The sequence below is a fragment of the Mesorhizobium sp. WSM4887 genome (assembly GCF_029625865.1).
In the GTDB taxonomy this organism is placed as follows: Bacteria; Pseudomonadota; Alphaproteobacteria; order Rhizobiales; family Rhizobiaceae; genus Mesorhizobium.
This window is the reverse complement of sequence record NZ_JARTVP010000005.1, coordinates 42,558-67,703: the sequence shown is the minus strand read 5'-3', so window position 1 is coordinate 67,703 and position 25,146 is coordinate 42,558. Positions and strand designations below refer to the sequence as shown.

At 63.4% G+C, this 25,146-nt stretch carries 24 protein-coding genes; 11 read left to right on the top strand and 13 right to left on the bottom strand.

The window, feature by feature from the left end; all coding sequences use genetic code 11:
- Positions 1 to 40 precede the first annotated feature (40 nt).
- Positions 41 to 1,045, top strand: coding sequence for an asparaginase (locus tag P9230_RS19745; RefSeq protein WP_127240180.1), 1,005 nt, complete (start codon positions 41 to 43; stop codon positions 1,043 to 1,045).
- On the opposite strand, the gene P9230_RS19740 is transcribed toward P9230_RS19745, so the two are convergent.
- Positions 1,042 to 2,418, bottom strand: a complete 1,377-nt coding sequence (locus P9230_RS19740) for a TIGR03808 family TAT-translocated repetitive protein (RefSeq protein ID WP_067321235.1) — start codon at positions 2,416 to 2,418, stop codon at positions 1,042 to 1,044. The two genes, P9230_RS19745 and P9230_RS19740, sit on opposite strands and share 4 nt — an antisense overlap.
- Positions 2,419 to 2,524: 106 nt before the next feature.
- Between P9230_RS19740 and greA the strand changes: the two genes are divergently transcribed.
- Positions 2,525 to 3,007 (top strand): transcription elongation factor GreA, encoded by a 483-nt coding sequence (gene greA / locus P9230_RS19735; protein ID WP_066997710.1) that lies wholly within the window; start codon positions 2,525 to 2,527, stop codon positions 3,005 to 3,007.
- Here greA and P9230_RS19730 read toward each other — a convergent pair.
- The 4 genes from P9230_RS19730 to P9230_RS19715 all read right to left on the bottom strand — a co-directional run bounded on the left by P9230_RS19730 (position 3,004) and on the right by P9230_RS19715 (position 7,386).
- Positions 3,004 to 3,390, bottom strand: a complete 387-nt coding sequence (locus tag P9230_RS19730) for a type II toxin-antitoxin system death-on-curing family toxin (protein ID WP_278120563.1) — start codon at positions 3,388 to 3,390, stop codon at positions 3,004 to 3,006. The genes greA and P9230_RS19730 overlap by 4 nt on opposite strands.
- A complete protein-coding gene (locus P9230_RS19725; RefSeq protein WP_278120561.1) occupies positions 3,387 to 3,617 on the bottom strand; it encodes an AbrB/MazE/SpoVT family DNA-binding domain-containing protein in 231 nt (76 codons plus the stop codon). The genes P9230_RS19730 and P9230_RS19725 overlap by 4 nt, the downstream gene beginning before the upstream one ends.
- Positions 3,618 to 3,823: 206 nt before the next feature.
- Positions 3,824 to 5,947, bottom strand: a complete 2,124-nt coding sequence (scpA, locus tag P9230_RS19720; RefSeq protein ID WP_278120559.1) for a methylmalonyl-CoA mutase — start codon at positions 5,945 to 5,947, stop codon at positions 3,824 to 3,826.
- Positions 5,944 to 7,386, bottom strand: a complete 1,443-nt coding sequence (locus tag P9230_RS19715) for a methylmalonyl-CoA mutase family protein (RefSeq protein WP_278086608.1) — start codon at positions 7,384 to 7,386, stop codon at positions 5,944 to 5,946. Before P9230_RS19715 ends, scpA begins: the two co-directional genes overlap by 4 nt.
- Before the next feature lie 268 nt (positions 7,387 to 7,654).
- Between P9230_RS19715 and P9230_RS19710 the strand changes: the two genes are divergently transcribed.
- On the top strand, positions 7,655 to 9,178 hold the full coding sequence (locus P9230_RS19710; RefSeq protein WP_095800180.1) for a helicase HerA-like C-terminal domain-containing protein: 1,524 nt from the start codon (positions 7,655 to 7,657) through the stop codon (positions 9,176 to 9,178).
- A 21-nt stretch (positions 9,179 to 9,199) separates the two neighbouring features.
- On the opposite strand, the gene P9230_RS19705 is transcribed toward P9230_RS19710, so the two are convergent.
- Both P9230_RS19705 and P9230_RS19700 read right to left on the bottom strand, forming a co-directional pair.
- On the bottom strand, positions 9,200 to 9,850 hold the full coding sequence (locus tag P9230_RS19705; protein WP_127241929.1) for a LysE family translocator: 651 nt from the start codon (positions 9,848 to 9,850) through the stop codon (positions 9,200 to 9,202).
- A gap of 34 nt (positions 9,851 to 9,884) precedes the next feature.
- On the bottom strand, positions 9,885 to 10,508 hold the full coding sequence (locus P9230_RS19700) for an FMN-binding negative transcriptional regulator (RefSeq protein ID WP_127241930.1): 624 nt from the start codon (positions 10,506 to 10,508) through the stop codon (positions 9,885 to 9,887).
- Between the two features lie 77 nt (positions 10,509 to 10,585).
- Here P9230_RS19700 and P9230_RS19695 point away from each other — a divergent pair, with 77 nt between their 5' ends.
- Positions 10,586 to 12,013 carry a PLP-dependent aminotransferase family protein gene (locus tag P9230_RS19695; RefSeq protein ID WP_278120556.1) on the top strand — a complete coding sequence of 476 codons (1,428 nt, stop codon included), beginning with the start codon at positions 10,586 to 10,588 and terminating at the stop codon, positions 12,011 to 12,013.
- A gap of 11 nt (positions 12,014 to 12,024) precedes the next feature.
- On the opposite strand, the gene P9230_RS19690 is transcribed toward P9230_RS19695, so the two are convergent.
- Both P9230_RS19690 and P9230_RS19685 read right to left on the bottom strand, forming a co-directional pair.
- Positions 12,025 to 12,840, bottom strand: a complete 816-nt coding sequence (locus P9230_RS19690; protein ID WP_278120555.1) for a L,D-transpeptidase — start codon at positions 12,838 to 12,840, stop codon at positions 12,025 to 12,027.
- 171 nt (positions 12,841 to 13,011) lie between these two features.
- Positions 13,012 to 13,674, bottom strand: coding sequence for a haloacid dehalogenase type II (locus tag P9230_RS19685; RefSeq protein WP_067320889.1), 663 nt, complete (start codon positions 13,672 to 13,674; stop codon positions 13,012 to 13,014).
- 251 nt (positions 13,675 to 13,925) lie between these two features.
- Between P9230_RS19685 and P9230_RS19680 the strand changes: the two genes are divergently transcribed.
- From P9230_RS19680 to P9230_RS19660, 5 genes are all read left to right on the top strand, one after another.
- Positions 13,926 to 14,804, top strand: a complete 879-nt coding sequence (locus P9230_RS19680; RefSeq protein ID WP_127246277.1) for a branched-chain amino acid aminotransferase — start codon at positions 13,926 to 13,928, stop codon at positions 14,802 to 14,804.
- 106 nt (positions 14,805 to 14,910) lie between these two features.
- Positions 14,911 to 15,513: a superoxide dismutase gene (locus P9230_RS19675; RefSeq protein ID WP_066997682.1), complete on the top strand. Its 603-nt coding sequence runs from the start codon at positions 14,911 to 14,913 to the stop codon at positions 15,511 to 15,513.
- Between the two features lie 160 nt (positions 15,514 to 15,673).
- Entirely contained in the window at positions 15,674 to 16,111 is a 438-nt protein-coding gene (locus P9230_RS19670; RefSeq protein WP_067320896.1) for a cytochrome c, read from the top strand.
- Between the two features lie 9 nt (positions 16,112 to 16,120).
- Positions 16,121 to 17,065, top strand: a complete 945-nt coding sequence (locus P9230_RS19665) for a cytochrome c (protein WP_067320899.1) — start codon at positions 16,121 to 16,123, stop codon at positions 17,063 to 17,065.
- A gap of 131 nt (positions 17,066 to 17,196) precedes the next feature.
- On the top strand, positions 17,197 to 19,791 hold the full coding sequence (locus P9230_RS19660) for an AMP-binding protein (protein WP_278120554.1): 2,595 nt from the start codon (positions 17,197 to 17,199) through the stop codon (positions 19,789 to 19,791).
- Between the two features lie 25 nt (positions 19,792 to 19,816).
- On the opposite strand, the gene P9230_RS19655 is transcribed toward P9230_RS19660, so the two are convergent.
- The gene (locus P9230_RS19655) at positions 19,817 to 20,206 is read right to left on the bottom strand and encodes an SET domain-containing protein-lysine N-methyltransferase (RefSeq protein WP_066998147.1); all 390 of its coding nucleotides are present in this window, start codon (positions 20,204 to 20,206) and stop codon (positions 19,817 to 19,819) included.
- A 100-nt stretch (positions 20,207 to 20,306) separates the two neighbouring features.
- Positions 20,307 to 22,406, bottom strand: a complete 2,100-nt coding sequence (locus tag P9230_RS19650; RefSeq protein WP_278120552.1) for a S9 family peptidase — start codon at positions 22,404 to 22,406, stop codon at positions 20,307 to 20,309.
- A gap of 120 nt (positions 22,407 to 22,526) precedes the next feature.
- Here P9230_RS19650 and P9230_RS19645 point away from each other — a divergent pair, with 120 nt between their 5' ends.
- Entirely contained in the window at positions 22,527 to 22,895 is a 369-nt protein-coding gene (locus P9230_RS19645; protein ID WP_095800171.1) for a hypothetical protein, read from the top strand.
- 411 nt (positions 22,896 to 23,306) lie between these two features.
- Positions 23,307 to 23,735, top strand: coding sequence for a MucR family transcriptional regulator (locus tag P9230_RS19640; protein ID WP_067320912.1), 429 nt, complete (start codon positions 23,307 to 23,309; stop codon positions 23,733 to 23,735).
- A 131-nt stretch (positions 23,736 to 23,866) separates the two neighbouring features.
- Here the strand turns inward: P9230_RS19640 and P9230_RS19635 are convergent, their stop codons facing one another.
- Positions 23,867 to 24,295 carry a SufE family protein gene (locus P9230_RS19635; protein ID WP_066997661.1) on the bottom strand — a complete coding sequence of 143 codons (429 nt, stop codon included), beginning with the start codon at positions 24,293 to 24,295 and terminating at the stop codon, positions 23,867 to 23,869.
- Between the two features lie 111 nt (positions 24,296 to 24,406).
- Complete coding sequence (locus P9230_RS19630; protein WP_067320915.1) at positions 24,407 to 24,799, bottom strand: DUF5330 domain-containing protein; 393 nt, start codon at positions 24,797 to 24,799, stop codon at positions 24,407 to 24,409.
- Positions 24,800 to 25,146 lie beyond the last annotated feature (347 nt).

Below are 25,146 nucleotides of genomic sequence, written 5' to 3'. Positions count from 1 at the left end.
GCATTGAAGCGGCGCCCGGCGCGCGCGTGCGGGAGGCAGCATGGCAAATCCGGTTCTGGTCGAAGTCACGCGCGGCGCGGTGGTCGAAAGCGCTCATCGCGGCGCGGTTTCTGTCTTCGACGCCGACGGCAAGCCTGTCTGGGAGATCGGCGATACGGCGCGACCGGTGTTTCCACGCTCGGCGGTGAAGGCGATCCAGGCGCTGCCGCTGCTCGAATCCGGTGCTGCCGACGCCTACGGCTTCGGCGATCGCGAATTGGCGCTGGCCTGCGCCTCGCATTCAGGCGAGCCGGCGCATGTCGAACTGGCGCAAGCAATGCTCGCCAAGGCCGGTCTCGATAAGACGGCGCTCGAATGCGGCGCGCACTGGCCGTCGAGCCACGTTGCGACGATCGCGCTGGCCCGCGCCGGCAGCGCGCCCAACCCGCTCCACAACAATTGCTCCGGCAAGCATGCCGGTTTCCTCTGTACCTGCGTGCATTCCGGCATTGCCCATGGCGGCTACGTCAAGGCCGGCCATGCGCTGCAGGAGATGGTGCGCGACGCGATGCAATCGGTGACCGGCGCCGGGCATGATGTCGACCATTGCGGCACCGACGGCTGCTCGATCCCGACCTATGCCGTGCCGCTGAAGAGCTTTGCGCTGGGCTTTGCGCGTATGGCGACGGGCAGGGGCTTTGCGCCCGAACGCGCCAAGGCGGCGAAGCGCCTGCTCTCGGCCTGCATGGCCGAACCGTTCCTGGTGGCCGGCACCGGTAAGGCGGACCTCGCGCTGATGCGGGCCGCGCCCGGCCGCATCTTCGTCAAGACCGGCGCCGAGGGCGTCTATTGCGCGGCCTTGCCCGAGCTCGGTCTCGGCATCGCCTTGAAATGCGATGACGGCGCCAGCCGCGCCTCCGAGGTGATGATCGCCGCCGTGCTGGCCAAGCTGCTGCGCAGCGACGAAGCGCTCGCGGCAAAGCTTGCCGAACTCGCCAATCCGCCGGTCGAAAGCCGTATCGGCGCCAAGGTGGGCTTGCTGCGGCCGACGGCGGCGCTGGCCTAACTGACCTTGTTCCGCTCGACGGTCAGATGCGCGTAGCCGGTAAAGGTTGATCTTGCCAGATCGCCCGTCACCGGATTGGCCCAGCGCTGGCCGATGATGGCGCCGTTCTGCGCGGCGTCGATGATATTGTCCGAAATGACCGCGCTGCCGGAACCCTCGACGACGCTGACGACGATGCCCGTGCCGGACTTGCGGATGATGTTGCCCGTTGCAACCACATTGCGCAGATAAGGACCCCAGCCGAGCTGCATGCCGTAGAGGGGCGCGTTCTCCACGACATTGCCGCAGACGGAGGTTTCGGCCTCGGCGCTGATGCCGACGCCGAAGCCCGGCGGGTCGGCGGTGTAGGGGCCGACCGTCGAGAGGTTGCGCACGATATTGTTCGAGCACACGGCCATGCGGCCGCCTTCGTTGAAGTTTACGATCGAGATGCCGTTGGCGGCACCGTCGACCAGATTGTTGCTGAGGATCGCACCCTCGAAGGAGAATTCCGAATAAATCCCCGTCTCGCCCGAGCGCGAGCAGGTGTTGCCGGTGATCTGCAGATTGCTGGAGCTGTTGGCGCGGATCGCCGAGAAGGCGCAGTCCGACACGACGTTGGCGGAGATAATGACATTGCCGGCGCGGAAGGCGTTGATACCGTTGCCGTTCTGGCCGGTGCCGCCGCTCCTCGCGCCGATGCGCTGAACGCGGTTGCCGCTGACGATGGTGCCGTCCTCCGCCTGCTGCCAGCGATGCACCAGAATGCCGCCATTGGCGCAATCTGAGACGGTATTGCCCGAGATCTCCAGCCCGCCGGCCTCGACCGAATAGATGCCGGCGTCTGCCGCACCCGAAACATCGCAGCGCCCGATGCGGCCTGAAACATGTTCCAGCGCCAGCCCGTTCTTGCCGCTGCCTGTGACCTGGCAATTGTCGATGGCGAGATGCGCGACGCGGCGCAGATCGAGCAGCCCTTGCGTATAGTCGGCCAGCCAGCGGTTGCTGCCGTCCAGCACCAGCCCGCTGAGCTCGACATGCTCGGCCTGTTCGGCCATCATCAGGTGGCCGTTACCGCCATAGACGATGCGGGTCGCGCCCGGGACGCCCGAAAGGCGCACGCGGGCAGGCAGCTTCAGGTTGGAGACAAGATAGGTGCCGGGCGGAAGAAACACCGGCGCATCGCGGTCGCTGGCGTCGCCGAGCATCTTGGCGAAGGCCTTGCTCTGGTCGTCCAGCGCGCCCGGCTGCACGCCGATTTCGATGGCGTTGATCGAGCCGCGCATCGTGGCCTTCTCGATGCCGGGCAGCATCTTCGCCGATGCCTTGCCGGCAAGGAGGCCGGCAGCGGCGAGGCCGGTGGTGTGGGCAAGCAGCGTTCGTCTGTTCAACATCGGCACAGGTCCTGGCGTTTCGACCGCTCCATCGCAGGAATCGTGCCAAGGCAGGCTCGCAGGCAAACCGCTTGTGCAGTTGCCTCACCAAGCTTAAGTTCATGTTATGAGTAGAGCTTTCACCCGCGAGGAAGACAGTGAAAACGCCATTGCCGGGGTCGGCGAACGGCCGATCAGTCCGCACCGCAATCTGGTAACGGAGCGGGGACTCGCGATGATCGAAGAGAATCTCTCCGAATTGCGAGATCAGATGGCCAAGGCCGAAAGACGCGGCGATCGCGAGCGCCTCGCAATAGTGTCGCGCGACCTGCGCTACTGGACCGCGCGGCGCGAGAGCGCGGAGCTTTCGGTGCCGGAGTCCGGCAGCAATGTGGTCCGCTTCGGCATGGGCGTCACGTTGGAAAACGGCGACGGCAAGAAGGTCCACTGGCGCATCGTCGGCGAGGACGAGGCCAACCCGTCGAAAGGCAGCATCTCCCATGTCTCGCCGATGGCGATGGCCCTGTTCGGCAAGAAGGTCGGCGAGGTCGTTGCCGTCAACGGCAAGGAGTGGGAGATCGTCAAGCTGTCGGACAAGGCCGAGAACTAGGCCTTGAGCTTGACTGTATGGTCGCGGAAAAACGCCGCGGCTCCGGTCTCATCGATTTCGCCGGCGGCGACCATCATCACCAACTGGATAACATCCTGCTGTTCGGCTTCTACGCTTAACCCGTTGAAATAGAGAACCAAATCGGCCGCGGCAAAAGCCGTGCGCTTGTTCCCGTCAACGAAGGGGTGGTTCTTCGCAATGCCGAAGAGATAGGCCGCCGCGAGTTCACAAAGATCGGGCTCGCCGTACGCTTCCTTCTGTTGGGGGCGGGCGAGGGCAGATTCCAGCATGCCCTGGTCGCGTATACCGGAGGCTCCGCCGTGGAGGCGCAACTGCTCAGCGTGCATCGCCTCCACGAATTCTCGCGAATGATGCTCGATCATTTAGCGAGCGCGCGGTAGGCAACCTCGTATTTCTTCATCCGTTCGCGCGCGATCTTCATCTTACGCTCGAATTCTTCGGCAGAGGCTTCAAGACGGCGCAAGCGCAGCTCCTGGCCCTGCTGAACGACAATGACGTTGTCGCCCGCCTTCAGGTTTAGCCGGTCGAGAAGCTCTTTCGGCAAAATCAGACCTTCGGAGTTGCCAATCTTTCGAATGGTGATGTTCATGGTAGGTCGTCCTGTTGCAACGGCCATTATAACTGGAGGGCCTGTTGTTGCAACGGAAATTATAACAACCGATTGGGAACTACTGACATGGTCGCCATCAAGAAGCGGTTGAGGACGGGATCCTCTTCCTCTCTCGATTGGCGCATTAGCTGTGCCGATAAGCCTTAAGCAACGAGTTGCGTTTGACCAGTCCCGACACAGGGTATTCACTCGACCGACAGCAGCCTGTCCATCAGCCTGTCCGCCGCTTGCGGGATGACGGTCCCCGGCGGGAAGATTTCGGCCGCCCCAGCCTTCAGCACCGCGTCGTAATCCTGTGGCGGGATGACGCCGCCGGCGACGATCAGCATGTCGCCATGGCCGAGCTTCCTCAGCGCCTCCTTGAGCTCGGGGATCAGCGTCAGATGTCCGGCCGCGAGCGAGGACGCGCCGATGATGTCGACATCATGCTGCACCGCTAGCTTTGCGATCTCCTCGGGCGTCTGGAACATCGGTCCGACGGTGACGTCGAAGCCGAGATCGGCAAAGGCGCTGGCGATCACCTTCTGGCCGCGATCATGGCCGTCCTGGCCCATCTTGGCGACCAGGATGCGCGGCTTTGCACCGGACTTCTTCTCGAAGGCTTCGAGCTTGTCCTTGAGCCGATCGACCGCCGGATTGTCGCCGAGCGCGTCGCGATAGACGCCGGAGATGGTGTGCACGGTGGCTGCATGGCGCCCGAACACTTTCTCCAGCGCCAGCGAGATCTCGCCGACGGTCGCATTGGCCCGCGCCGCGCGGATCGCGAATTCGAGCAGGTTCTCGCCGCTTTCAGCCGCGCGGGTGAGGGCGGTTAGCGCATCCTCCAGGGCCGCGACGTCGCGCGTGCCTTTGAGCCGCTGCAGCTTCGCCAATTGCCGGGCCTTGACCTCGGCATTATCGATCTTCAGCACATCGACCTCGATATCGGCTTCCGGGCGATGCGCATTGACGCCGACCAGCACCTGCTCGCCGGAATCGATGCGTGCCTGGGTGCGCGCCGCCGCTTCCTCGATGCGCAGCTTCGGAATGCCTTTCTCGATCGCCGCCGCCATGCCGCCGAGGTTTTCGACCTCCTCGATATGAGCGAGCGCGCGGGCCGCCAGATCATGCGTCAGCCGCTCGACATAGGCCGAGCCGCCCCACGGGTCGATCATGCGCGTGGTGCCGGATTCCTGTTGCAGGATGAGCTGCGTGTTGCGGGCAACGCGGGCCGAATGGTCGGTCGGCAGCGCCATCGCCTCGTCGAAGGAATTGGTGTGCAGCGACTGCGTATGTCCCTGCGTTGCCGCCATCGCCTCGATCATCGTGCGCGTGATGTTGTTGTAGGGATCCTGCGCCGTCAGCGACCAGCCCGATGTCTGGCAATGGGTGCGCAGCGACAGCGAGCGCTCGTCCTTCGGCGCAAAATTCTTCTTCATCAGGCTCGACCAGAGCAGCCGCGCGGCCCTGAGCTTGGCGACCTCCATGAAGAAGTTCATGCCGATCGCCCAGAAGAAGGAAAGGCGCGGCGCGAACCGGTCGATGTCGAGACCCGCGGCGACGCCGGCGCGCGCATATTCGATACCGTCGGCGATCGTGTAGGCGAGTTCGAGGTCGGCCGTCGCGCCCGCCTCCTGCATATGATAGCCGGAGATCGAGATTGAATTGAATTTCGGCATGTGCCGCGAGGTATAGGCGAAGATGTCCGACACGATCCGCATCGAAGGCTTCGGCGGATAGATGTAGGTGTTGCGGACCATGAACTCCTTCAGAATATCGTTCTGAATGGTCCCGGCGAGGTCCTTCTGCGCGACACCCTGTTCCTCCGCCGCCACGATATAGAGCGCCATGATCGGCAGCACGGCGCCGTTCATGGTCATCGACACCGTCATCTCGTTGAGCGGAATGCCGTCGAACAGCTGGCGCATGTCGAGGATGGAATCGATCGCCACGCCCGCCATGCCGACATCGCCGGCGACGCGCGGATGGTCGCTGTCATAGCCGCGATGGGTCGCGAGGTCGAAGGCGACCGACAGGCCCTTCTGGCCGGCCGCGAGGTTGCGCCGGTAGAAAGCGTTGGATTCCTCCGCCGTCGAGAAGCCGGCATATTGCCGGATCGTCCAGGGCTGCTGGACATACATGGTCGGGTAGGGGCCGCGCACGAAGGGCGGCAGGCCCGGATAGGTGTCGAGATTGGCCAGGCCCTTGAGGTCGCCCTGCGTGTAGAGGTGTTTCACGGCGATGCCTTCCGGCGTCATCCGCTGGCCCTTGAGCTCGACCGGCCCGCGGCGCGGCGCCGACCAGCCGATCTGGCTGAAATCCGGGATCATGAGCCGGCTCCGATCGACTGATCGATGCGAACTGGAAACAGCGGCTCACAGGTCGCCACGCCCTCTGTCAGCGCGGGCCGGCGTTCGGCTTTCAATGTCTCGACGCGGCGCTCGCTGCCGGTGCGGAACAAGGTGGTGCCGATGATGCCGCGTTCACCGGCCCGATAGGCGACATTGCGCTTCGCGGCGGCCGTCTGCACACGGTTCTGGATATAGCCCTGCTGCAGGCTGTTGAGCACGCCGCCCTCGGCCTCGATGCGCTGAAATTCTTCCCAGGCCGCCGCGCAAAGACCGTCGGTCAGCGCCTCGACCGCTCCGGAGCCGCTGGCCGGATCGGCCACGTGATGGAGATGGCTCTCATGCGCCAGGATCAGCTGCGCGTTGCGGGCGACGCGGCGCGCAAAACCGGCCGGCAGTCCATGCGCGATGGTATGCGGCAGGATCGAGACGGAATCAGCGCCGCCGGTCGCGGCGGCAAAAGCGGCAATCGCGGTGCGCAGAATGTTGGTTTCCGGATCCGCCATCGCCATCATGCGATAGGAGGTCTCGGCGTGGACGTTCGCCGTCGAGGCCGGGATCGAGCAGGCTTCCTGGATCCGCGCCCAGAGCTTGCGCAACGCCCGCACCTTGGCCATCGACAGGAACTGGTCCTGGTCGACGCTGAGGGCAAAGCCGATATAGGGCGCGGCATAGACCAGCGGCTGACGCGCCTTCTCGAACATCCTGAGATAGGACACGGCGGAAGCCATCATCGTGCCGAGCTCCTGCGCCTCGGTGGCGCCGGCATTGTGGAAGACGCGGCCGTCCGCTTCGAGCAGCACGCCGGGCACGCCCATCGAGAAGAAATGCGCCAGCGATTGCGGCATTGACTCCTGCAGCGCCTCGATCGAGGTGCGCAGCCGTCCGGTGCCGGCGAAGATCGCCGCCGGGTCGATGCCGAAGGAAAGGTTGAGCTTCGCCGGATCGGAGCGGCGCCGGGTCAGGAAGGCGAGCAGCCAATCCGCCACGGCGCGGCTCCACGGATGCGCATCGATGCGCACCTGGACCCGGTTGAGCGGCACGCCGTCGAGCACCGTTTCCAGCGCCTCCGCGGTTCTCGGCAGCCCGTAGCCGAACGCATTCGGCGCACCCTCGAAAACCAGCGACAGGCCGGTCGCGCCCTCAGCGATGTCCTGCAGCGCCTGGGCGCTGGCGCGGGCGATATCGGGATCGTCGATGCGCTGGCTGACGATCCATGGCGACTTCGGATTGGTGCGCACCAGCGGCTCGGCTGTCGTCGAACGCTCGCTGAGCGGCTCGATGCGGATGCCGTCATCGGTGTGCGAAACAAGCTTCTGTTCGAAAGCGCCGCCGGCAAGCACTTTTTCCGCCAGCGCCAGCCAGCGCTTGGTTTCCGGGTTGGGAAGGTCGACATCCCTAGTCAAGGCGCCGGCGCCCATCGCACTCCTCGTCTCTCGGCCGCATCAGCCACCAGTCTATGGTCCCCCGCCGCATATCACAATGCGACATCCGTCGCGGTTGTTCCGGCAGCCGCTAACCGATTGCCAAACATGCGCAAAATCCGCAAGCTAAGTAAGGTGGTTTCGCTGCCAGGGTCAAATTCGAATAGCGCCAAATTTGATGGTGGGCATTGTCGCCCGCCGATCGCGTTATTATCCTCCATGAGACCGGGCGTTTTTGGCGGAAGAGATTGCGGAGACCGGACATATGGCTGACCACACCAGCATCTTCATCGGCGCCAGCCGCAAGCCTGATGATTCCTACCAGCGCGCCGAGGAACTCCTGCTGCGCTACGGCAACCGCCACGGCCTGATTACCGGCGCCACAGGCACCGGCAAGACGGTCAGCCTGCAGGTCTTGGCCGAGGGCTTTTCAAATGCCGGCGTCCCGGTCTTCTGCGCCGACATCAAGGGCGACCTTTCCGGCATCGCCATGATGGGCGAGGCCAAGGATTTCCTTGTCAAGCGTGCAGAGCAGGTGAAGCTCGATCCCTATCAGTTTCAGGAATACCCGGTCATCTTCTGGGATCTGTTCGGCGAGCAGGGTCACCCGATCCGTGCCACCATCTCGGAAATGGGGCCGCTGCTTTTGTCGCGGCTGATGAACCTCACCGAAGCGCAGGAAGGTGTCATGAACATCGCCTTCCGCATCGCTGACGAAGAGGGCCTGCTGCTGCTTGATCTCAAAGATCTTCAGGCGCTGCTCGCCAACATCGCCGAGCGAGCCGACGAGCTCAGCGCACGCTACGGCAATGTCACCAAGCCTTCCGTCGGCGCCATCCAGCGCACGCTTCTGGTGCTTGAGCAGCAGGGCGCCGCGAACTTCTTCGGCGAGCCGGCGCTGCGCATCGCCGATTTGATGCGCACCACCCGCGACGGCCGCGGCGCGATCAGTGTTCTGGCCGCCGACAAGCTGATGATGAATCCCAGGCTCTACGCCACTTTCCTGCTCTGGCTGATGTCGGAGCTGTTTGAGGAACTGCCCGAGGTCGGCGATCTCGAGCGGCCGAAGCTGGTCTTCTTCTTCGACGAGGCGCATCTTTTGTTCGAGGACGCGCCGAAGGTGCTGGTTGATCGCGTCGAGCAGGTGGTGCGGCTGATCCGCTCCAAGGGTGTCGGCGTCTATTTCGTCACCCAGAACCCGCTCGACATTCCGGAAAAGGTTTTGGCCCAGCTCGGCAACCGCGTGCAGCACGCGTTGCGCGCCTATACGCCGCGCGAGCAGCAGGCGGTGCGGACGGCGGCCGATACCTTCCGGCCCAACCCGGATTTCGACTGCGCCACCGCGATTACCCAGCTCGCCACCGGCGAGGCGCTGGTCTCGATGCTGGAGGATAAGGGCGTGCCGGCCATGGTACAGCGCACATTGATTCGCCCGCCGTCGTCGCGGCTCGGGCCGATCACACCCGACGAGCGCCGCAAGGTCCTTGCCGAGAGCCCGGTCGCCGGGCAGTACGATCAAGCGGTCGATCGCGACTCGGCCTTCGAGATACTGCAGAAGAAGACCAGGGAGGCGCAGGAAGCCGAAGCGCAGGCGCAGCAGGCGGGCACCGGCGGCTCGCGCTGGACAATTCCGGGCTTCGACGATGTGTTGGGAGGGTCGGGCCGCCGGTCCTCCAACCGTCAGACAGTGGCCGAAGCCGCGATCAAGTCGGTGGTGCGTTCGGTGGGCTCTTCCGTCGGCCGCGCGATAGTGCGCGGGATACTAGGCAGCCTGGCGCGCGGGCGGTAGCGCCCAACTGAGGCGCGGCAATCAGAGGGCAGGGCGCTTGGCTACGGCAAGGCCGATGCCCAGCGCGATCATCGCGCCGCCGGACGCCTCCCGGAGCCGACGTATCATGCCGGACCGGCCTGCCGCGCCTTCCCTGATGCGGCCGGCCGCGAATGCCACCACGACATCGGCCAGCGTGTTGAGCGTCACCGACACGAAGCCGAGCACCATGAACTGCAAGGCGACGTGGCCGGCGCCGAGATCCAGGAATTGCGGAATGAAGGCCAGGAAGAAGGCGGCCGTCTTCGGATTCAACGCCTCGACCAGCACCCCTTCGCGAAACGCGCGGCCAACGCCGACCGCAGGCGTCGGCGCGCCACCTTCCAGTTTTGTCTTTGCCTCGCGGCGGGCGGACTGGAAGGTGCGCAAGCCGAGCCAGACGAGGTAGACGGCGCCGATCAACTTCAGCGCCGTAAAGAGTTCGGCGCTCGCGAGCACGAGGGCTGAAACGCCCAGGCTTCCGGCAAGCACATGAACCATGCCGCCCAGGCCCGTCCCGAAACTGGAGGCGACGCCTTCAGCGCGGCCTCCGGCCAGGGTGCGCGCGGCGACATAGAAGATGCCCGGTCCGGGCGTGATGGCAAGCAGCAGCGCCGCGGCGAAGTACAAGGCGAATAGTGTCAGGTCCGGCATGATCGGCTCACTGGCAATTGGACTGGGTCGGATGTCAAGACGGGATCAGTTGGGCGACGTCGCGATCCGAAGGCCGGTCGCTCGCTGCTAGACCAGTGGCGACACCGGCGCGATCGGCCGCGTTGCGGTTCTGGCTCATCTTGCGCTTGCCTTGGAGCCGCGTGATCGGCATGCGCAAGCCGACAATGCCTTTGAGTTGTGCCTGGATGAAATCCGGCGGCGCATCCGATACGGACCAAGGCGAGGGGCGTCCGCCTTCGTGGAGATTGGTCAGGCGCGTGACGATCTCGAGCAGCCTGTCGGCGTCCTCGAAGAATTCGATCGGCCCATAGGCATGAACGGCCAGGTAGTTCCAAGTCGGCACTACCTTTCCGGTCTCCTGCTTGGTCTGATACCAGGCCGGCGTCACATAGGCGTCGGGCCCCATGAAGATCGCCAGGCCATCGCCCAGAACCGGTGCGCGCCACTGCGGATTTGCCTTCGCGACATGGCCGTAGATTGTTCCATGCTCGCCCTCGCTCTCGTTGAGCAAGAGCGGCAATGGCGTCGCCTGCGGTCCTTCCGCCGTGGCGGTGACCAGCGTCGCCAGCCGTGCTGCGCGGATCGTCGCCATGAGGCTCTCCCTGTTGTCATCGCGGAAGGCGGGCGGAATGTACATGGCGGAAACTCCTTGCATTGCATTTAAGGATGCAGGAAAGCTGGCTTGCTTGGAACATCCAGTTTTGCAGGTTTTCGATGGTCCAGTTGGAGCAGGAAGGCGTGGCGCGCCGGATCATCGCGGCGATCAAGGCGCAAATCCACAGCGGCGTTTACCGGCCCGGCGATCGGCTGCCGTCGTCGCGGGCCTTTGCCGCCGAATGGGGCGCGTCGCGAACCACGGTGACGGCGGCCTACAACCAGCTCGACGCCGAAGGCTATCTGATCATTCGGCAGGGCGCGCGTGCCATTGTGGCTCCGGGACTGGAGAGGCCGTCAGGGGCGGCTTCCATCGCGGCTGCCTCGCCACGCAACCTATCGACGTTCGCGCGCAGGCTGCTGGCTTTGCCTCCGCCGGCGGAACAGCAGCCGGCCAAGGTTGCGGATTTCCGCTATGGCGACCTGTCCGGAGCGGACTTCCCGGTCCTGGCTTGGCGACGGGCCTCGAACAAAGCCATTCTGCGGCGCGGCGCACGGTTGCGCTATGGCGACCCACAGGGCTCGCTTGCTCTTCGCAGCGCCCTTCAAACCTATCTCTGGCGCGCACGCGGCATCAACTGCGCGCCGGACCAGATCGCCATCGTCAACGGCTCCCAGCAAGGGCTCGACCTCTGCGCGCGGCTGCTGCTCGACTCCGGCGACCCGTTCGTGATCGAGAATCCGGGCTATCTGCTGGCCCGCCATGCCTTCACGGCCGCGGGCGGCGTCGCCGTGCCAGTTGCAGTCGACGCTGACGGGCTGAGGACGGATGCGCTGCCGCCGGCCCGTCTGGCTTACGTCACGCCATCGCACCAGTTTCCGCTCGGCGGCGTGCTTTCGGCGGCGCGGCGGCATTCCCTCCTGGCCTGGGCCACGGCATCAGGCGCCTATGTCGTCGAAGACGATTACGACGGCGAATACCGCCACGACATAGCCCCCATCCCGCCTCTGCAGACGCTCGATCCAGGCTCCGTCATTTATGTCGGTACGCTGTCCAAAACGCTCTCGCCCACCTTGCGGCTCGGTTATCTGGTCGTCCCCGCCGGCCTGCGTCGGGCCTTCAGCGAGGCAAAGCGCCTGACCGACCGGCATGCTCCGATGCTGGAGCAGGACGTGTTGGCCGACCTGCTGACGAGCGGCGCTTACGAGCGCCACGTCCGCAGCATCCGCAGGAAAAATGCCGAGCGCCGAAAAGTCCTGCTGCGGGCGCTCGCCGATCATATCGGGCCAAAGGTGACTGTTGCTGGGGCCGACACGGGCCTGCACGTCGTGGCCTGGTTGAACGGCATCGATTCTGGATGCGAGCCGGCGATCATCGCCGACGCACGTGCTGCGGGGATCGGCCTCTATCCGGTATCGCCGCTCTATGATCCGGCCGAGCCGCGGCCCGAAACGGCGGGCTTCATCATGGGATATGCTGGTCTCGACGCGGAGGCGTTGCGCCGCGGCGTTGCGGTGCTGGCGGACATCCTCGCCAAGCACCGCTGACGAACGCCGGATCAAAAGATCTCGTCACTCTCCTGCGGCACCGGCCCCAGCAGGACAGAGTCGTCCGGCACGCCGTTGTCGATCGGAATGGCCCGGCGCTCGGGCATATCGGCCATCGGCTGGCCAACATCTGCTGTGACCACGACCGGCGTCTTGTTGGGCACGCGGTCATAGAGGTCGATGATGTCCTGATTGATCAGGCGCACGCAGCCCGACGAGACCGACTTGCCGATCGACCACCACTCCGGCGACCCGTGCAGACGATAGAGCGTATCCTGGTTGCCTTTGAAGAGGTAGAGCGCACGCGCCCCGAGCGGGTTCTTGAGCCCGCCGGGCATACCGCCGTTCTTGGCGCTGTATTCCGTCAGTTCCGGCTGGCGCGCGACCATCTCGTCCGGCGGCGTCCATTTCGGCCACTTCTGCTTCCATTGCACCACCGCATCGCCCGACCATTCGAAGCCGGCGCGGCCGAGACCGACGCCGTAGCGGATCGCCTGGCCACCCTCACGCACCAGATAGAGGAAGTGGTTGGTGCTATCGACGACGATGGTGCCCGGGCGCTGTCCGGTCGGATCGGGAACGATCTGGCGCAAATATCTGTGATCGATCTTGTTTACCGGGATGGCCGGCAGGTCGAAGCCGTTGTCGGACATCGGCCCATATATGGTGGCGTAGTCGCCGAGCGGCGGCTCCACAGAGGCCGGCGCCGGCTGCACGGCTGCCGGGCGAGGACCGGTGGTGGAGCAGGCGGAAATCGCCGAAGCAGCGCCAAGGGCCGTGAGATTGAGGAAGCCACGGCGGCTGATGCGGAAGGAAGCGTCTGACATGGTTGCCTTTTCTAGGTCTTGAATTCGCAAGAATGCATGAATCCGCTGGCCGGCGCCGACAGCTGCAATAACAGTCGGCGGTGATAGGCGGTTCCAATTCTGGCCTCAGGGTGGACAAACAAAGGCGAAGCTGTGACCGCGACACATCTGTTGCGCGGCAGCAACAGCACCTCAAACCCCTGCCAGAAGGCCTTCGAGCGAGGGCAGGATCAGCCCCGGCGGAAAATCCCGGTATTCGTCTGGCTGATTGGCGCGATTGATCCAGACGGTGCGGAAGCCGAACCTGGCGGCGCCCGCGACGTCCCAGCGGTTGGAGGACTGGAACGACACCGCCCCCGGATAGAGCCGCCAGCCAGTGACCACCATGTCGTAGACCGAAGGATCGGTCTTGAAGCGCTTGATCTCGTCGACCGAGAAGACGTCGTCCAGGATCTGGTCGAGGGCGGCCGATTTCACCGCCGCCCGCAGCATTTCCGGCGAGCCGTTGGACAGGATTGCGAGCTTCGCTCCCGCTGCTTTCAGCGCCTTCAATACCGCCGGCACCTCCGGATAGCAGTCGAGCCGCCAATAGGCTTCCAGCAGCCTTGCCCTGAGCGCCGGATCGGCCGACGGCACCTTGCGCAGCGCGAAGTCCAGCGCCTGCTCGGTCAGTTGCCAGAAATCGGCATAGGCGCCCATCAGCGTCCGCACCCAGGAATATTCGAGCTGCTTGGCGCGCCAGATTTCGGAGAGAAGCTGGCCGTCCGGCCCGATCTCGCCCGCATGGCGGCGCACGGCGGCGTGCACGTCGAACAACGTGCCATAGGCGTCGAAGACATAGGCTGCATGGTGCATAGGAAGAGTTTTGCGGCGCCCGGCCCTGCCGCGCAAGCGCTGATTGCGGTTAATGCATGTCGCCCAAAAGTGGGCAGCGGTTTTCGGAAAGGATCGCATAACACAAGAACCCAACACACATGGCCCATCCCTTTCCGTGCGCCGTGCTTTAAGTGCCTCTGGCCTCAAGGATTTTTTCCGATGTCGGTTGACGCCGGCCGTCAAAGCGTCGTCCTATGGCGGCCGGAACTCATCCATACGGACGGCAAACGATGACACTGGCGGCGGCGGCGCAGTCCGCGACATGGACCTATGTGGACGGCGACTGGTACGAGGGCAATGTTGCCATTCTGGGACCGCGCAGCCACGCCATGTGGCTGGGCACCAGCGTGTTCGACGGCGCCCGCTGGTTCGAAGGCGTGGCGCCCGATCTCGATCGTCACGCCGGCCGCGTCAACGCCTCGGCGATCGCGCTCGGCCTGAAGCCTTCCATGACGACGGAGCAGATCGTCGGGCTGACCTGGGACGGCCTGAAGAAATTCGACGGCAAGACCGCCGTCTATATCAGGCCGATGTACTGGGCCGAGCATGGCGGCTATATGGGCGTGCCGGCCGACCCGTCCTCGACCCGCTTCTGTCTCTGCCTTTACGAGTCACCGATGATTCCGCCTTCGGGCTTTTCGATCGGCGTCTCGCCGTTCCGGCGGCCGACCATCGAGACCATGCCGACCAACGCCAAGGCCGGCTGCCTCTATCCCAACAATGGCCGCGCCATCCTCGAGGCCAAGATGCGCGGCTTCGACAACGCGCTGGTGCTCGATATGCTGGGCAATGTCGCCGAGACCGGCACCTCCAACATCTTCCTGGTTAAGGACGGCCATGTGATGACGCCCGCCGCGAACGGCACCTTCCTCTCCGGCATCACCCGCTCGCGCACGATCAACCTGCTCGGCGACTATGGTTTCAGGACCACCGAGAAGACGCTGTCGATCCGCGATTTCCTCGAGGCGGACGAGATCTTCTCGACCGGCAACCATTCGAAGGTGGTGCCGATCACGCGCATCGAGAACCGTAGCATTCAGCCTGGACCGGTCGCCAAGAAGGCGCGGGAGCTCTATTGGGATTGGGCGCATTCGACTTCCGCCGCCTGAGCGGATAAAAAGGCGTTCGGCGCTTCGTTCCGGAGTTGTCCCAACCCATTCCAGACCTATCTTAGTCCGGTAGTTTCACCGGACTTTTCCTGAGGGAGTACCATCCATGGCTTTTGAGTTGCCCGCTTTGCCCTACGACTACGAGGCCTTGCAGCCTTACATGTCGAAGGAGACGCTGGAGTATCACCACGACAAGCACCACAAAGCCTATGTCGACAACGGCAACAAGCTGGCCGCCGAGGCCGGAATGGGCGACCTGTCGGTCGAAGAGGTCGTGAAACAGTCCTTCGGCAAGAATGCCGGGCTCTTCAACAATGCCGCCCAGCACTACAACCATATCCATTTCTGGAAATGGATGAAGAAGGGCGGCGGCGGCAACAAGCTGCCGGGCGCGCTGCAGAAGGCCGTCGATGCCGATCTCGGCGGCTACGACAAGTTCAAGGCGGACTTCGTCGCCGCCGGCACCACCCAGTTCGGCTCCGGCTGGGCATGGCTTTCGGTCAAGGACGGCAAGCTCGCGATCTCGAAGACCCCCAATGGCGAGAACCCGCTGGTTCATGGCGCTTCGCCGATCCTCGGCGTCGACGTGTGGGAACACTCCTATTACATCGACTACCGCAACGCGCGGCCGAAATATCTCGAAGCCTTCGTCGACAGCCTGATCAACTGGGATTATGTCCTGGAACTCTACGAGAAGGCGAAAGCTTGATCGACCCTTCCGAAAAGCCCCGGCATGACCGGGGCTTTTCTTTTGCCGGCGCAGGAGGGCAATTCCAGTCAAGAAAATCGTTGCGGCGCGGAGGGAATAATTCCACTGCATCGCCCGTTAACGTCTAGTCGCGAACTCTCTTCACCATGGAGCCAATTGAATGAGAAAGCTTGTCATCGCCATCTCTTTGCTCGCTTTTGCCGGCTCGGCCGCTTATGCCGACCCGATCAAGGATCGCCAGGCCCTGATGAAGGAACGCGGCAAGCTCGCCGGCCAGTTGTCCAAGGTCGTCAAAGGCGAGGAGGCTTTCGACGCCGCCGCTGTGCTGACGGCGCTAAAGGCGCTGGAGGCGAACGCCGAAAAATTCGATGCCGAGAAACTTTTCCCGGCCGGCAGCGACAAGGGCGACACCACGGCGGCGCCGAAGATCTGGGAAGACATGCCAGGCTTCAAGGCGGCCGGGGACAAGTTCCTGGCCGACGTCAAGGCGGCAGTGGCTTCGCCGCCGGCCGATGTCGATGCGCTCAAGGCGCAGCTCAACACCATCGGCGGCGACTGCGGCACCTGTCATGAGACCTACAGGATCAAGAAGGGCTGATCGCCTGATATGGCGTGGCTGAAGAAGCTCGTCGGCGCTGTCATCGTGCTGGGCGGCGCCGGCGCGGTCGCCGGCTGGGCGTTGTCAGCGCCCGTCAGGCTTGATGCCGCGACGGTCGCGCAGCTTGGCCCCGGTGATGCTGCGAAAGGCAAGCGCATCTTCTTTGCTGGCGGCTGCACATCCTGCCACGCCAAACCGGGATCCAAGGGTGATGCCCGCCTGGAGCTTGCCGGCGGGCTGGAGCTGAAGACGCCGTTCGGCACCTTCGTACCGCCCAACATCTCGCAGGATCAAAAGGACGGCATCGGCGCCTGGAGCGAGGAGGACTTCGCCAATGCGATGCTGAAAGGCGTTTCGCCCTCCGGCGAGCATTTTTATCCGGCCTTCCCTTATGCCTCTTATGCTCGCATGAAGCCGGCCGATATCGCCGACCTCTATGCTTTTATGAAGACGCTGCCGGCGGTCGCCGGCAAGGCGCCCGGCCACAAACTCTCCTTCCCCTTCAACATCCGTCGCGGCATTGGTCTTTGGAAGCGGCTCTATGTCAGCCCTGAACCGGTCATTGCCTTGCCCGGGGGCGCGCCCGACAAGGTGCTGGCCGGCCGCTATCTGGTCGAGGGCCCCGGGCATTGCGGCGAATGCCACACGCCGCGCGACTTTGCCGGCGGCGTCAAGAAGGCCGAATGGCTGGCGGGAGCCGTGGCCGCCGAGGGCTCGGGCGTGGTGCCCAATATCACCCCGCAGGGCGGCACGAAGGACTGGTCGGAGGCCGACATCGCCAACTATCTCGAAACCGGCTTCACGCCGGATTTCGATTCCGTCGGCGGTGCCATGGTCGACGTGCAGCGCAACATAGCTCAGTTGACGGCCGATGACCGCGCCGCGATCGCGGCCTATCTGAAGGCCGTCCCGCCGCATCCCAACAGCTATCCGGCGCGCAAGCCGGCGAGCTGACCGATGCATATCGGCTGCGCGACACCATCGATGCGATCTGCCTGTGATGTCTCAAGTCCATATTAGTTGACTTTAATAGTCATGTATCATACGCGCTTCGGCCAGTTTCCAGGCGGACCGAAGCCTTGCCCATGCACTCTCTCGACCTTGTGTCTGAATTCGCCCGTGGCGAGCAGCGCGCAGCACTTCTCTTCGCCGACGGGCGCAGCCTGTCTTATGCGGAGCTTGACGACCTTGCGCAGCACTTCGCCACACGTCTGGGGGATGAGGTAAAGCAGCTCGTCGCTATCTCAGCGGAACCCTCCGAGCATGCGGTCGTCGCCTATCTTGGAGCCCTGCGGGCGGGTCATGCGGTGGCCATGCTGCCGGCTTGCGACAAAAGGGTCTGGGACGATTTCCTGGCGGCCTTCCAGCCGGATTTCACCTATCGCCGAGCCGATGGCCGCTGGCGTCTCGTGAAGGAAGCCTGGCCCGCGAGGGACATTGAGCCGCTGCATCCCGATCTCGCGCTGCTGCTGATGACGTCCGGCAGCTCGGGCGCCGCCAAGGCGGTCAGGCTCTCCTATGCCAATCTCGAAGCCAATGCGCGCGCGATAACGACCTATCTCGAACTCTCGTCCGCCGACAGGGCCGCTCTCATGCTGCCGCTGCATTATTCCTACGGACTGTCGGTTCTCAATTCGCATCTGATTGCCGGCGGCAGCATCCTCTTCCCCGGTGTTTCGGCCATGGACGGCGATTTCCTGCAGATAATCGCCGACGGTGGCTGCACCAATCTGTCCGGCGTCCCGTATTCCTACGAACTCCTGGAACGGATGCGTTTCCGCGACAATAAGCTCAGGGGTTTGCGCATGATGACGGTGGCGGGTGGACAGCTCAGCCCCGACGTCATCCGCCTGTACAGGGATCATTTGCGCGCCGCGGGTGGGCGTTTCTTCGTCATGTATGGTCAAACCGAGGCGACAGCGCGTATCGCCTTCGTGCCGCCGGAGAGCCTGTCCGACCGGGAGGAGCGGATCGGCGTCGCCATCCCAGGCGGCAGCCTCGGCCTTGTCGACGACAAGGGGGAGCCGGTCAACCGCTCGGGCATCCCGGGAGAACTTGTCTATCGCGGCCCGAACGTCATGATGGGTTACGCCGAGCAGCGTTGTGATCTGGCGCGCGGGGCTGAGGTCGAGATCCTGAACACCGGCGATATTGCCGTCCAGGACGAGCAAGGTTTCTTCCGCATCGTCGGGCGCAAGAGCCGCTTTGCCAAGATTGCCGGCCTCAGGATCGGCTTCGATATCATGGAGCGGGCCCTGGAGCGGGCGGGCATTGCGTCCGCGGTGCTCGGCGACGATCGAGGCCTAGAAGCCTATGTGACCGGCGCCGGCTCGGCAGGCCGGGCACAGCGTATCCTGGCCGAAGTCAGCCGCTTGCCCGCCAATCTGGTTCGAGTTTCGACGCGTGTCGACCTTCCCAGGCTAGCCTCGGGCAAGATCGACTATGGCTGCCTGCAACGCGAGATGTTGCTGGGACGGGCGGAAATCCGCGAACGTGGCGGCGTGCCCGGAGCCTATGCCCGCGTGTTCTATCCGCTTCCGGTCGGCCGCGCTGACAGCTTTGTGTCGCTCGGCGGAGATTCTCTTCGCTTTTTGCAATTGGCTCTGGAACTCGAACGGCTCGGCTTGGAACTGCCGGACGGCTGGGAACGACTAAGCGTTGGAGACCTGACAAATCTTTATTCGGCGAAACGGTCTTTCATGCGGGACCAGGCAAACGAGACGCCTGTCGATATCGTGCTGAGGGCCTTCGCCATCCTGCTGGTGGTCGTGCATCACGAGACGCTGTGGCCTATCCCGGGCGGCTCCGGCATCATGATGCTGCTTGTCGGCTACAGCCTTGCGCGTTTTCAGTCGGTCCATTTGCTTGCCGGTCGGATCCGGCACGCGCTGAAACCTGCGATCAGCGTCCTGATCCCTTATTTTCTCATAGTCGCCGCTTACTCCCTCGCCTGGCAGGCGATCCCTTGGGCCTCGATGACCCTCACCGGCAATTTCGGCTATGCCGAACCGGAACGTCACGAGATGATCCCGTATCTCTACTGGTTCATCGAGGCCTATGCGCAGACGCTGTTGGTCTTCGCCCTCGCCTTTGCCGTTCCGGTTCTACGCAAGCTCGCCCAGGCTCGACCCTTTGCCTTCTCGATCGGACTATTGGCGTTTGCCGCCGCTGCGCGCTTTGCAGTCCCATTGTTCGTGGACTTAGGCAGCCGCCAGATCTTCGCGATCTACTGGGTCTTCCACCTTGCGGTCTTCGGCTGGTGCGCCGGTTTGGCCGACACTCCCGCCAGAAAACTCCTCGTGACCGCATTTGCCACTGCCGTATTGGGGTATCTAGCCTTTTGGGAGTCGGTCTGGCTGGGGACGACGGTCAAGTATTTGACGATCTTCGCGGCGCTCTCGGCTCTTCTTTACCTGCCGCGTGTTCGCCTGCCTGCTGGGGTGGGGCGGGCGGTTACGCAGATCGCCGTCGCGGCTTTCCCGATCTACTTGGTCCATCGCTTCGTCCCGGAGCTTTTGATGGCACCTGTCGCAGGCTGGCTCCCGGCTCCAGGCTTCCAACTGCTTGCGATCGCCGGCGGCGTCGCTTTAGGCGTCATCGCCGGCAAAGCCTTGGCCGCCATCCGACACCTGCGCGGCAGATTGGCCATGGAGCGCTTGCCGGAATTGCTCTCGGCGTGAGACGCTTCGACCGCGGTCGCTCCGATTACGCGTGGCGGTCGCCCAAAAAATCGAAGCCGTTTTCGAAGAAGTGGTTGTAGTCGCAGGTCAGTTCCTCGCCGGGCGCGATGTCGCGCAGCGCGTAGGTTTCCTCCGGCGAGGAGACGTCGCAGTTGGGCTCGTCGGCATGGTTCATGTAGCGCGCATCGTCCGCCTCGAAGACGATATAGTTCCGGTCGCGCCTGTCCGGATAGGAGTACCGATCGAGGTAGGACTTCACCGGACCGCTTTCGTTCTCATAAGTGTCGACCGAAATGCGCCGGTCGAATCTTGGATCGAGCTTCCAGATCAACGTGCCCTTTGGAATGCGGTGTTTGGCGAAGACACCGATGCCCTGGATGGGCGATTTGTCGAGATAGACGTCGACGAGCAGCATGACGAACCCTGCAAATGACGGATGGCGCGGCCCGAACCGGCCGCGACCAAAAACGAGGCGCATTGCGTAGCGCGAGGTGCTCGCGATTGCGAGGGAAAAATCAGGCCTTGCCGGTCACTTTCAACGCAAAGGCGTAGATATACGCGATCTCCTCCAGGCGCGAGAACCGGCCCGAGGCGCCGGCATGGCCGGACTCCATGTTGATCTTGAACAGCACCGGATTGTCGCCCGCCTTGCGGTCGCGCAGCCGCGCCACCCATTTGGCCGGCTCCCAATAGGTGACGCGTGGGTCGGTCAGACCTGCCAGCGCCAGGATCGGCGGATAGTCGAGCGCCGCGACATTGTCGTAGGGCGAATAGGCCGCGATCGTCGTGTAGTCCTCGGCCGAGGCGATCGGATTGCCCCATTCGGGCCATTCCGGCGGCGTCAGCGGCAGGCTGGCGTCGAGCATTGTGGTGAGCACGTCGACGAACGGCACCTCGGCGACGATGCCGCCGAAGCTTTCGGGTGCCATGTTGGCGATCGCCCCCATCAGCATGCCGCCGGCCGAGCCGCCCTGCGCGACGATGCGATCGCGCGACGTGTAGCGCTCGGCCACGAGATGGCGCGCTGAGGCGATGAAATCGGTGAAGGTGTTCATCTTGTGCCGACGCTTGCCGTCGTCATACCAGCCGTAGCCCTTGTCCTTGCCGCCGCGCACATGGGCAATGGCGTAGACGAAGCCGCGGTCGACCAGCGACAGGCAATTGGTGTTGAATGCGGCGGGAACCGTGATGCCATAGGAGCCGTAGCCGTAGAGCAGGCAGGGCGCCGAGCCATCAAGGGGCGTATCGCGATGGTGGATCAGCGAGATCGGCACCAGCTCGCCGTCGGCAGCCGGCGCCATCAGCCGGCGCGTGACATAATGCTCCGGATCGTGGCCCGATGGCACCTCCTGCGTCTTCAAGAGAACGCGCTCGCGGCTGCGCATGTTGTAGTCGAACACCTGTGCCGGTGTCGTCATCGACGAATAGGTGAAGCGCATGACTTCGGTGTCGTATTCGTAGGAGCCGGAAAGGCCGAGCGAGAAGGCCTCCTCGTCGAAGGAAATGAGGTGCTCCTCGCCGTTTGCCCGATCGCGCACCACGATGCGCGGCAGGCCCTCCTTGCGTTCCAGCCTGACCATGTGGTGCCTGAAGCCGAGCACCGACAGGATCAGCCGGCCGGGCTCGTGCGGCACCAGTTCCTTCCAGTTGGCCTGCACCGGATCTTCGACCGGCGCGGTCATGATCTTGAAGTCCTTGGCGCCGTCGGCATTGGTGAGGATGAAAAAGACGTCACCACCTTCCTCCAGGTCATATTGCAGGCCGGTCTCGCGCGCCGCCACCAGCTTCGGCTCGGCGAACGGCTCGTCGGCGCGCAGAAGCCGGTATTCGGAGGTTTCATGATCGTTGATGCCGATCATGATCCAGTCGTTGGAACGCGTGCCGCTGACGTCCATGAAGAAGCCGGCATCCGTCTCTTCGTAAATCAGCCGATCGTTCTCCGGATTGTCGCCAAGCGCGTGGAAGAACACTTTTGACGGGCGGTGGCTGTCGTCGAGGCGGGTGTAGAAAAAGCCGTCGTCTCCGGCATTCCACACGCCGCCGCCACCTGTATCCGGAATCTGATCGGTGAGTTCCTTTCCGCTGGCGATGTCCCGCACGCGCAGCGCGAAGAACTCCGAGCCCTTGTCGTCGAAAGCCCAGAGCAGCTTGCGATGGTCACCCGAATGGTCGAATCCGCCAAGACGGAAATAGGGCTTGCCTTCGGCTTCCGCATCGCCGTCGAGCAGGATCTCCTCAATGCCGCCATCCCGCGGCGTGCGGAAGTAGCGCGGTTGCTCGCCGCCGAGCTTGAACGACGAGCCATAGGCGTAGGGACCGTCCTTCATCGGCACGGTGGAGTCGTCCTCCTTGATGCGCCCCTTCATCTCGGCGAACAATTTGCGGCGCAGCTCGGCCGTGTCGGCCATCAGCGTTGCCTGGTAGGCATTCTCGGCCTCGAGATGAGCGCGGATCGCGCCGTCGAGCAGTGCAGGGTCCCTGAACATCGCCTGCCAGTTGGCGGCCCGCATCCAGGCGTAGTCGTCGGTGCGGGTGATGCCGTGATGAACGTCGAAGATGGGGCGTTTCTCGGGCCGCGGCGGGATGGCGGTCGGGAAGACGGAGGTTCTGGTCATTGCGTCTCGCTGTGGAATTGCCTGAAATTTGCTTGAATGGCGAATGAACGCGTCGCTCAGCAGCGGTTCAAAGGGCGGGGTTCAAGGTGGTCTACACAAGGTAAGTCGAAAGGGGAAAAGATGAAATCCTATGTTCGAGCCGCCGTGGCTTTCGCTGTCGCTTCGGCGGTCCTGGCCTTTTCCGGCCAGTCTCATGCAACCGTGTTCGCGGCCTGGCAAGTGGCTGGCGTGCCGTTCGGCGACACGCTCAACGCGCGCAAGTATCCGTCAAACACATCGCAAAGACAGGCGGCCTATCCGAATGGCACTGTCTTGCAGATGACCGGCCGTTGCACGGGCGGGATAGATCTGCTCGACATTGTCGGCCAACCGCACTGGAAGCAGCGGCAGGCGATCCGCTACCGCTGGTGCGAGGTCTGGCACGATCCGGCGCAGAACGGTCATTTTGTTACCGGCTGGGTCTACGGCAAGTACATCAAACCCCACTGAGAGGTTCGTCGAGGCGACTTGGCTGTTCGACGTGAGGATGAATGTCCGCGCCATGATCCATAGGATTCTTCGCTCACCGGGCGGCCAAACATTAGTTTAGCCAAGCATAAAGAACCTGTTTTGACGCGACCAGAGGTGTAAAAGCGTGCTTGGCGCCACGTCAGGCTGCACTGGTCCGGCCAGAAAAATCTCGCTAAGTTACACGGCACACGAATTTTTGAAGCTGAATCGGCAATATTTGATGAATATCGCCGAATATAATTCAATGGGTGAATTGACTTACTTGCAGCACAGGGTCATTAAGATGACGCGACGCGAATCGCAGGGTTTGCCTGCATGAATTTCGCGCGATGCCCGATCCAGAAAAAGGGCGCAGTCTAGAAAACAAACTCTCGTTGGGGCCTGAGCACAATGGATATCGTCGAAACACCTTCAAGGAATGGGGACGCGCTAATCGAGCTGACTGCCGATGTCGTCGCGGCCTATGTCAGCAACAACCCGGTGCCGGTCGGCGAACTGCCGAACCTGATTGCCGACGTCCATGCCGCGCTCGGCCGCGTCGGCGGCACGACGGAGCAGCCTTCGGCCGAGAAGCAGAAGCCGGCCGTCAACCCGAAGCGCTCCGTGCATGACGACTACATCGTCTGTCTCGAAGACGGCAAGAAGTTCAAGTCGCTGAAGCGCCACCTTATGACACATTACAATCTCACCCCGGAAGAATACCGCGAGAAGTGGGGCCTGGACGCCAACTATCCGATGGTTGCTCCCAACTACGCAGCCGCCCGTTCGCAGTTGGCCAAGAAGATGGGCCTCGGCCGCAAGCCCAAGGGTCGCCGGTAGCAGCTTCCGCAAGTCGGCAAAAGCGACGGCGCCCGCGAGGCGCCGTTTTGCTTTTGAGGTATTTCAGGGATGTCTTGCTGCGAACGGGTGAACCCGCCGCAGTGCGGCTTGTTGCCGGGCTTGGGGCAGAGTCAGGCGGTTTGCTTCAAGGCGGCTTCGGCGTCGCGCTTGATGCGCTTGACCATCGAGCGAAGGCCGTTGGCGCGCTGCGGCGACAGATGCTCGTCGAGGCCGAGCTCTTTCAGCGTCACTTCCGCATCGGTGTTCTGGATTTCACTGGCCGGCCGGCCCGAGAACAGCGCCAGCATGATGGCGACAAGGCCGCGCACGATGTGGGCGTCGGAATCGCCGCGAAAGCTGACCACCGGATCGACGCCTTCTCCCTGCTCGGTGGTCAGCCACACCTGGCTGACGCAGCCCGGCACCTTGTTGGCCGGTGTGCGTTCCGCCTCGGGAAACGGAGGCAGCGCCTCGCCGAGCTCGATGACATAGCGGTAGCGGTCCTCCCACTCGTCGAGCAGGGAGAAATCGTCGCGGATCGTTTCGATCGAGGTCGTCATTGCCCGCATATAGTGACCCGGCGCCGCCACGTCACGGAAAAAGAAAGACGCCGCGGGCGTCGAGAGGTCGGGCGGGCCCGCGGCGTTAGAGCATTTCCAGAAAAAGCAATCTCAGTTCTTCGCCGTCAGCATCGCCGGAATGTTGACCTTGGCGGGCAGCACGATGTCCTCGGCGACGCTGCCGGTGGTCTCGCCAGACGTCTGCGCTACCTTCGCAGCGGGCGCGGCCGTCTTTTCCGACTGCTGGTCATCAAGCATGGCGGCGGCGATCTTGGCTGTCTCCTTGGCGCGCACGGTGATGGTGTGCATGGCCGATTTGCCGGTCTCGCAAACATCCGGCTTGCGCTCGCAGATGCCGGCAATGTCGCCGACCGCCTCGCGCGCCGCAAACAACGCCTGGATCGGCCCGACCGCCTCGCGGCCATCCTCGTCGGGGCCGACGCTGAGCGGCAGCGCCAAGAGCACCAGCGAAAACCAGAAAGCCATCCTGATCAGAAAGCCCATCTCGATGCCTCGTCGTGATCGGATCATGCATCCATCGGCATGATCTCTTTTTATGGACATGACAATGGCACGAAGGCGCGAAGCGTGGCTTGCGCCGAAGCCGCGAATTTTCTTCAAATTTTAGATAAATTCGAAAGGATTGATTTTCGCAACCGATTTAACTCAAATCTCATCGACTGTAATTAACTTCAGAACAACCATCTATGTGGCTGTTTCAAAAGAAAAATTTTGGAAGGGGCGAGCATCGGCACTGGGTTTTCGGGAGGCCAGGCGAGCCGGGCTGTGGCTAACGCTCCATTTACCATGGCGGCAGATCGACGGGCTTTGGGGTGCCGGCGTCCCGATAT

Bases quoted from the DNA above. Each gene is read 5' to 3' on its own strand.
- P9230_RS19745 (WP_127240180.1), top strand. From the start codon at position 41: ATGGCAAATCCGGTTCTGGTCGAAGTCACGCGCGGCGCGGTGGTCGAA.
- P9230_RS19740 (WP_067321235.1), bottom strand. From the start codon at position 2,418: ATGTTGAACAGACGAACGCTGCTTGCCCACACCACCGGCCTCGCCGCT.
- greA (WP_066997710.1), top strand. From the start codon at position 2,525: ATGAGTAGAGCTTTCACCCGCGAGGAAGACAGTGAAAACGCCATTGCC.
- P9230_RS19730 (WP_278120563.1), bottom strand. From the start codon at position 3,390: ATGATCGAGCATCATTCGCGAGAATTCGTGGAGGCGATGCACGCTGAG.
- P9230_RS19725 (WP_278120561.1), bottom strand. From the start codon at position 3,617: ATGAACATCACCATTCGAAAGATTGGCAACTCCGAAGGTCTGATTTTG.
- scpA (WP_278120559.1), bottom strand. From the start codon at position 5,947: ATGATCCCGGATTTCAGCCAGATCGGCTGGTCGGCGCCGCGCCGCGGG.
- P9230_RS19715 (WP_278086608.1), bottom strand. From the start codon at position 7,386: ATGGGCGCCGGCGCCTTGACTAGGGATGTCGACCTTCCCAACCCGGAA.
- P9230_RS19710 (WP_095800180.1), top strand. From the start codon at position 7,655: ATGGCTGACCACACCAGCATCTTCATCGGCGCCAGCCGCAAGCCTGAT.
- P9230_RS19705 (WP_127241929.1), bottom strand. From the start codon at position 9,850: ATGCCGGACCTGACACTATTCGCCTTGTACTTCGCCGCGGCGCTGCTG.
- P9230_RS19700 (WP_127241930.1), bottom strand. From the start codon at position 10,508: ATGTACATTCCGCCCGCCTTCCGCGATGACAACAGGGAGAGCCTCATG.
- P9230_RS19695 (WP_278120556.1), top strand. From the start codon at position 10,586: ATGGTCCAGTTGGAGCAGGAAGGCGTGGCGCGCCGGATCATCGCGGCG.
- P9230_RS19690 (WP_278120555.1), bottom strand. From the start codon at position 12,840: ATGTCAGACGCTTCCTTCCGCATCAGCCGCCGTGGCTTCCTCAATCTC.
- P9230_RS19685 (WP_067320889.1), bottom strand. From the start codon at position 13,674: ATGCACCATGCAGCCTATGTCTTCGACGCCTATGGCACGTTGTTCGAC.
- P9230_RS19680 (WP_127246277.1), top strand. From the start codon at position 13,926: ATGACACTGGCGGCGGCGGCGCAGTCCGCGACATGGACCTATGTGGAC.
- P9230_RS19675 (WP_066997682.1), top strand. From the start codon at position 14,911: ATGGCTTTTGAGTTGCCCGCTTTGCCCTACGACTACGAGGCCTTGCAG.
- P9230_RS19670 (WP_067320896.1), top strand. From the start codon at position 15,674: ATGAGAAAGCTTGTCATCGCCATCTCTTTGCTCGCTTTTGCCGGCTCG.
- P9230_RS19665 (WP_067320899.1), top strand. From the start codon at position 16,121: ATGGCGTGGCTGAAGAAGCTCGTCGGCGCTGTCATCGTGCTGGGCGGC.
- P9230_RS19660 (WP_278120554.1), top strand. From the start codon at position 17,197: ATGCACTCTCTCGACCTTGTGTCTGAATTCGCCCGTGGCGAGCAGCGC.
- P9230_RS19655 (WP_066998147.1), bottom strand. From the start codon at position 20,206: ATGCTGCTCGTCGACGTCTATCTCGACAAATCGCCCATCCAGGGCATC.
- P9230_RS19650 (WP_278120552.1), bottom strand. From the start codon at position 22,406: ATGACCAGAACCTCCGTCTTCCCGACCGCCATCCCGCCGCGGCCCGAG.
- P9230_RS19645 (WP_095800171.1), top strand. From the start codon at position 22,527: ATGAAATCCTATGTTCGAGCCGCCGTGGCTTTCGCTGTCGCTTCGGCG.
- P9230_RS19640 (WP_067320912.1), top strand. From the start codon at position 23,307: ATGGATATCGTCGAAACACCTTCAAGGAATGGGGACGCGCTAATCGAG.
- P9230_RS19635 (WP_066997661.1), bottom strand. From the start codon at position 24,295: ATGACGACCTCGATCGAAACGATCCGCGACGATTTCTCCCTGCTCGAC.
- P9230_RS19630 (WP_067320915.1), bottom strand. From the start codon at position 24,799: ATGGGCTTTCTGATCAGGATGGCTTTCTGGTTTTCGCTGGTGCTCTTG.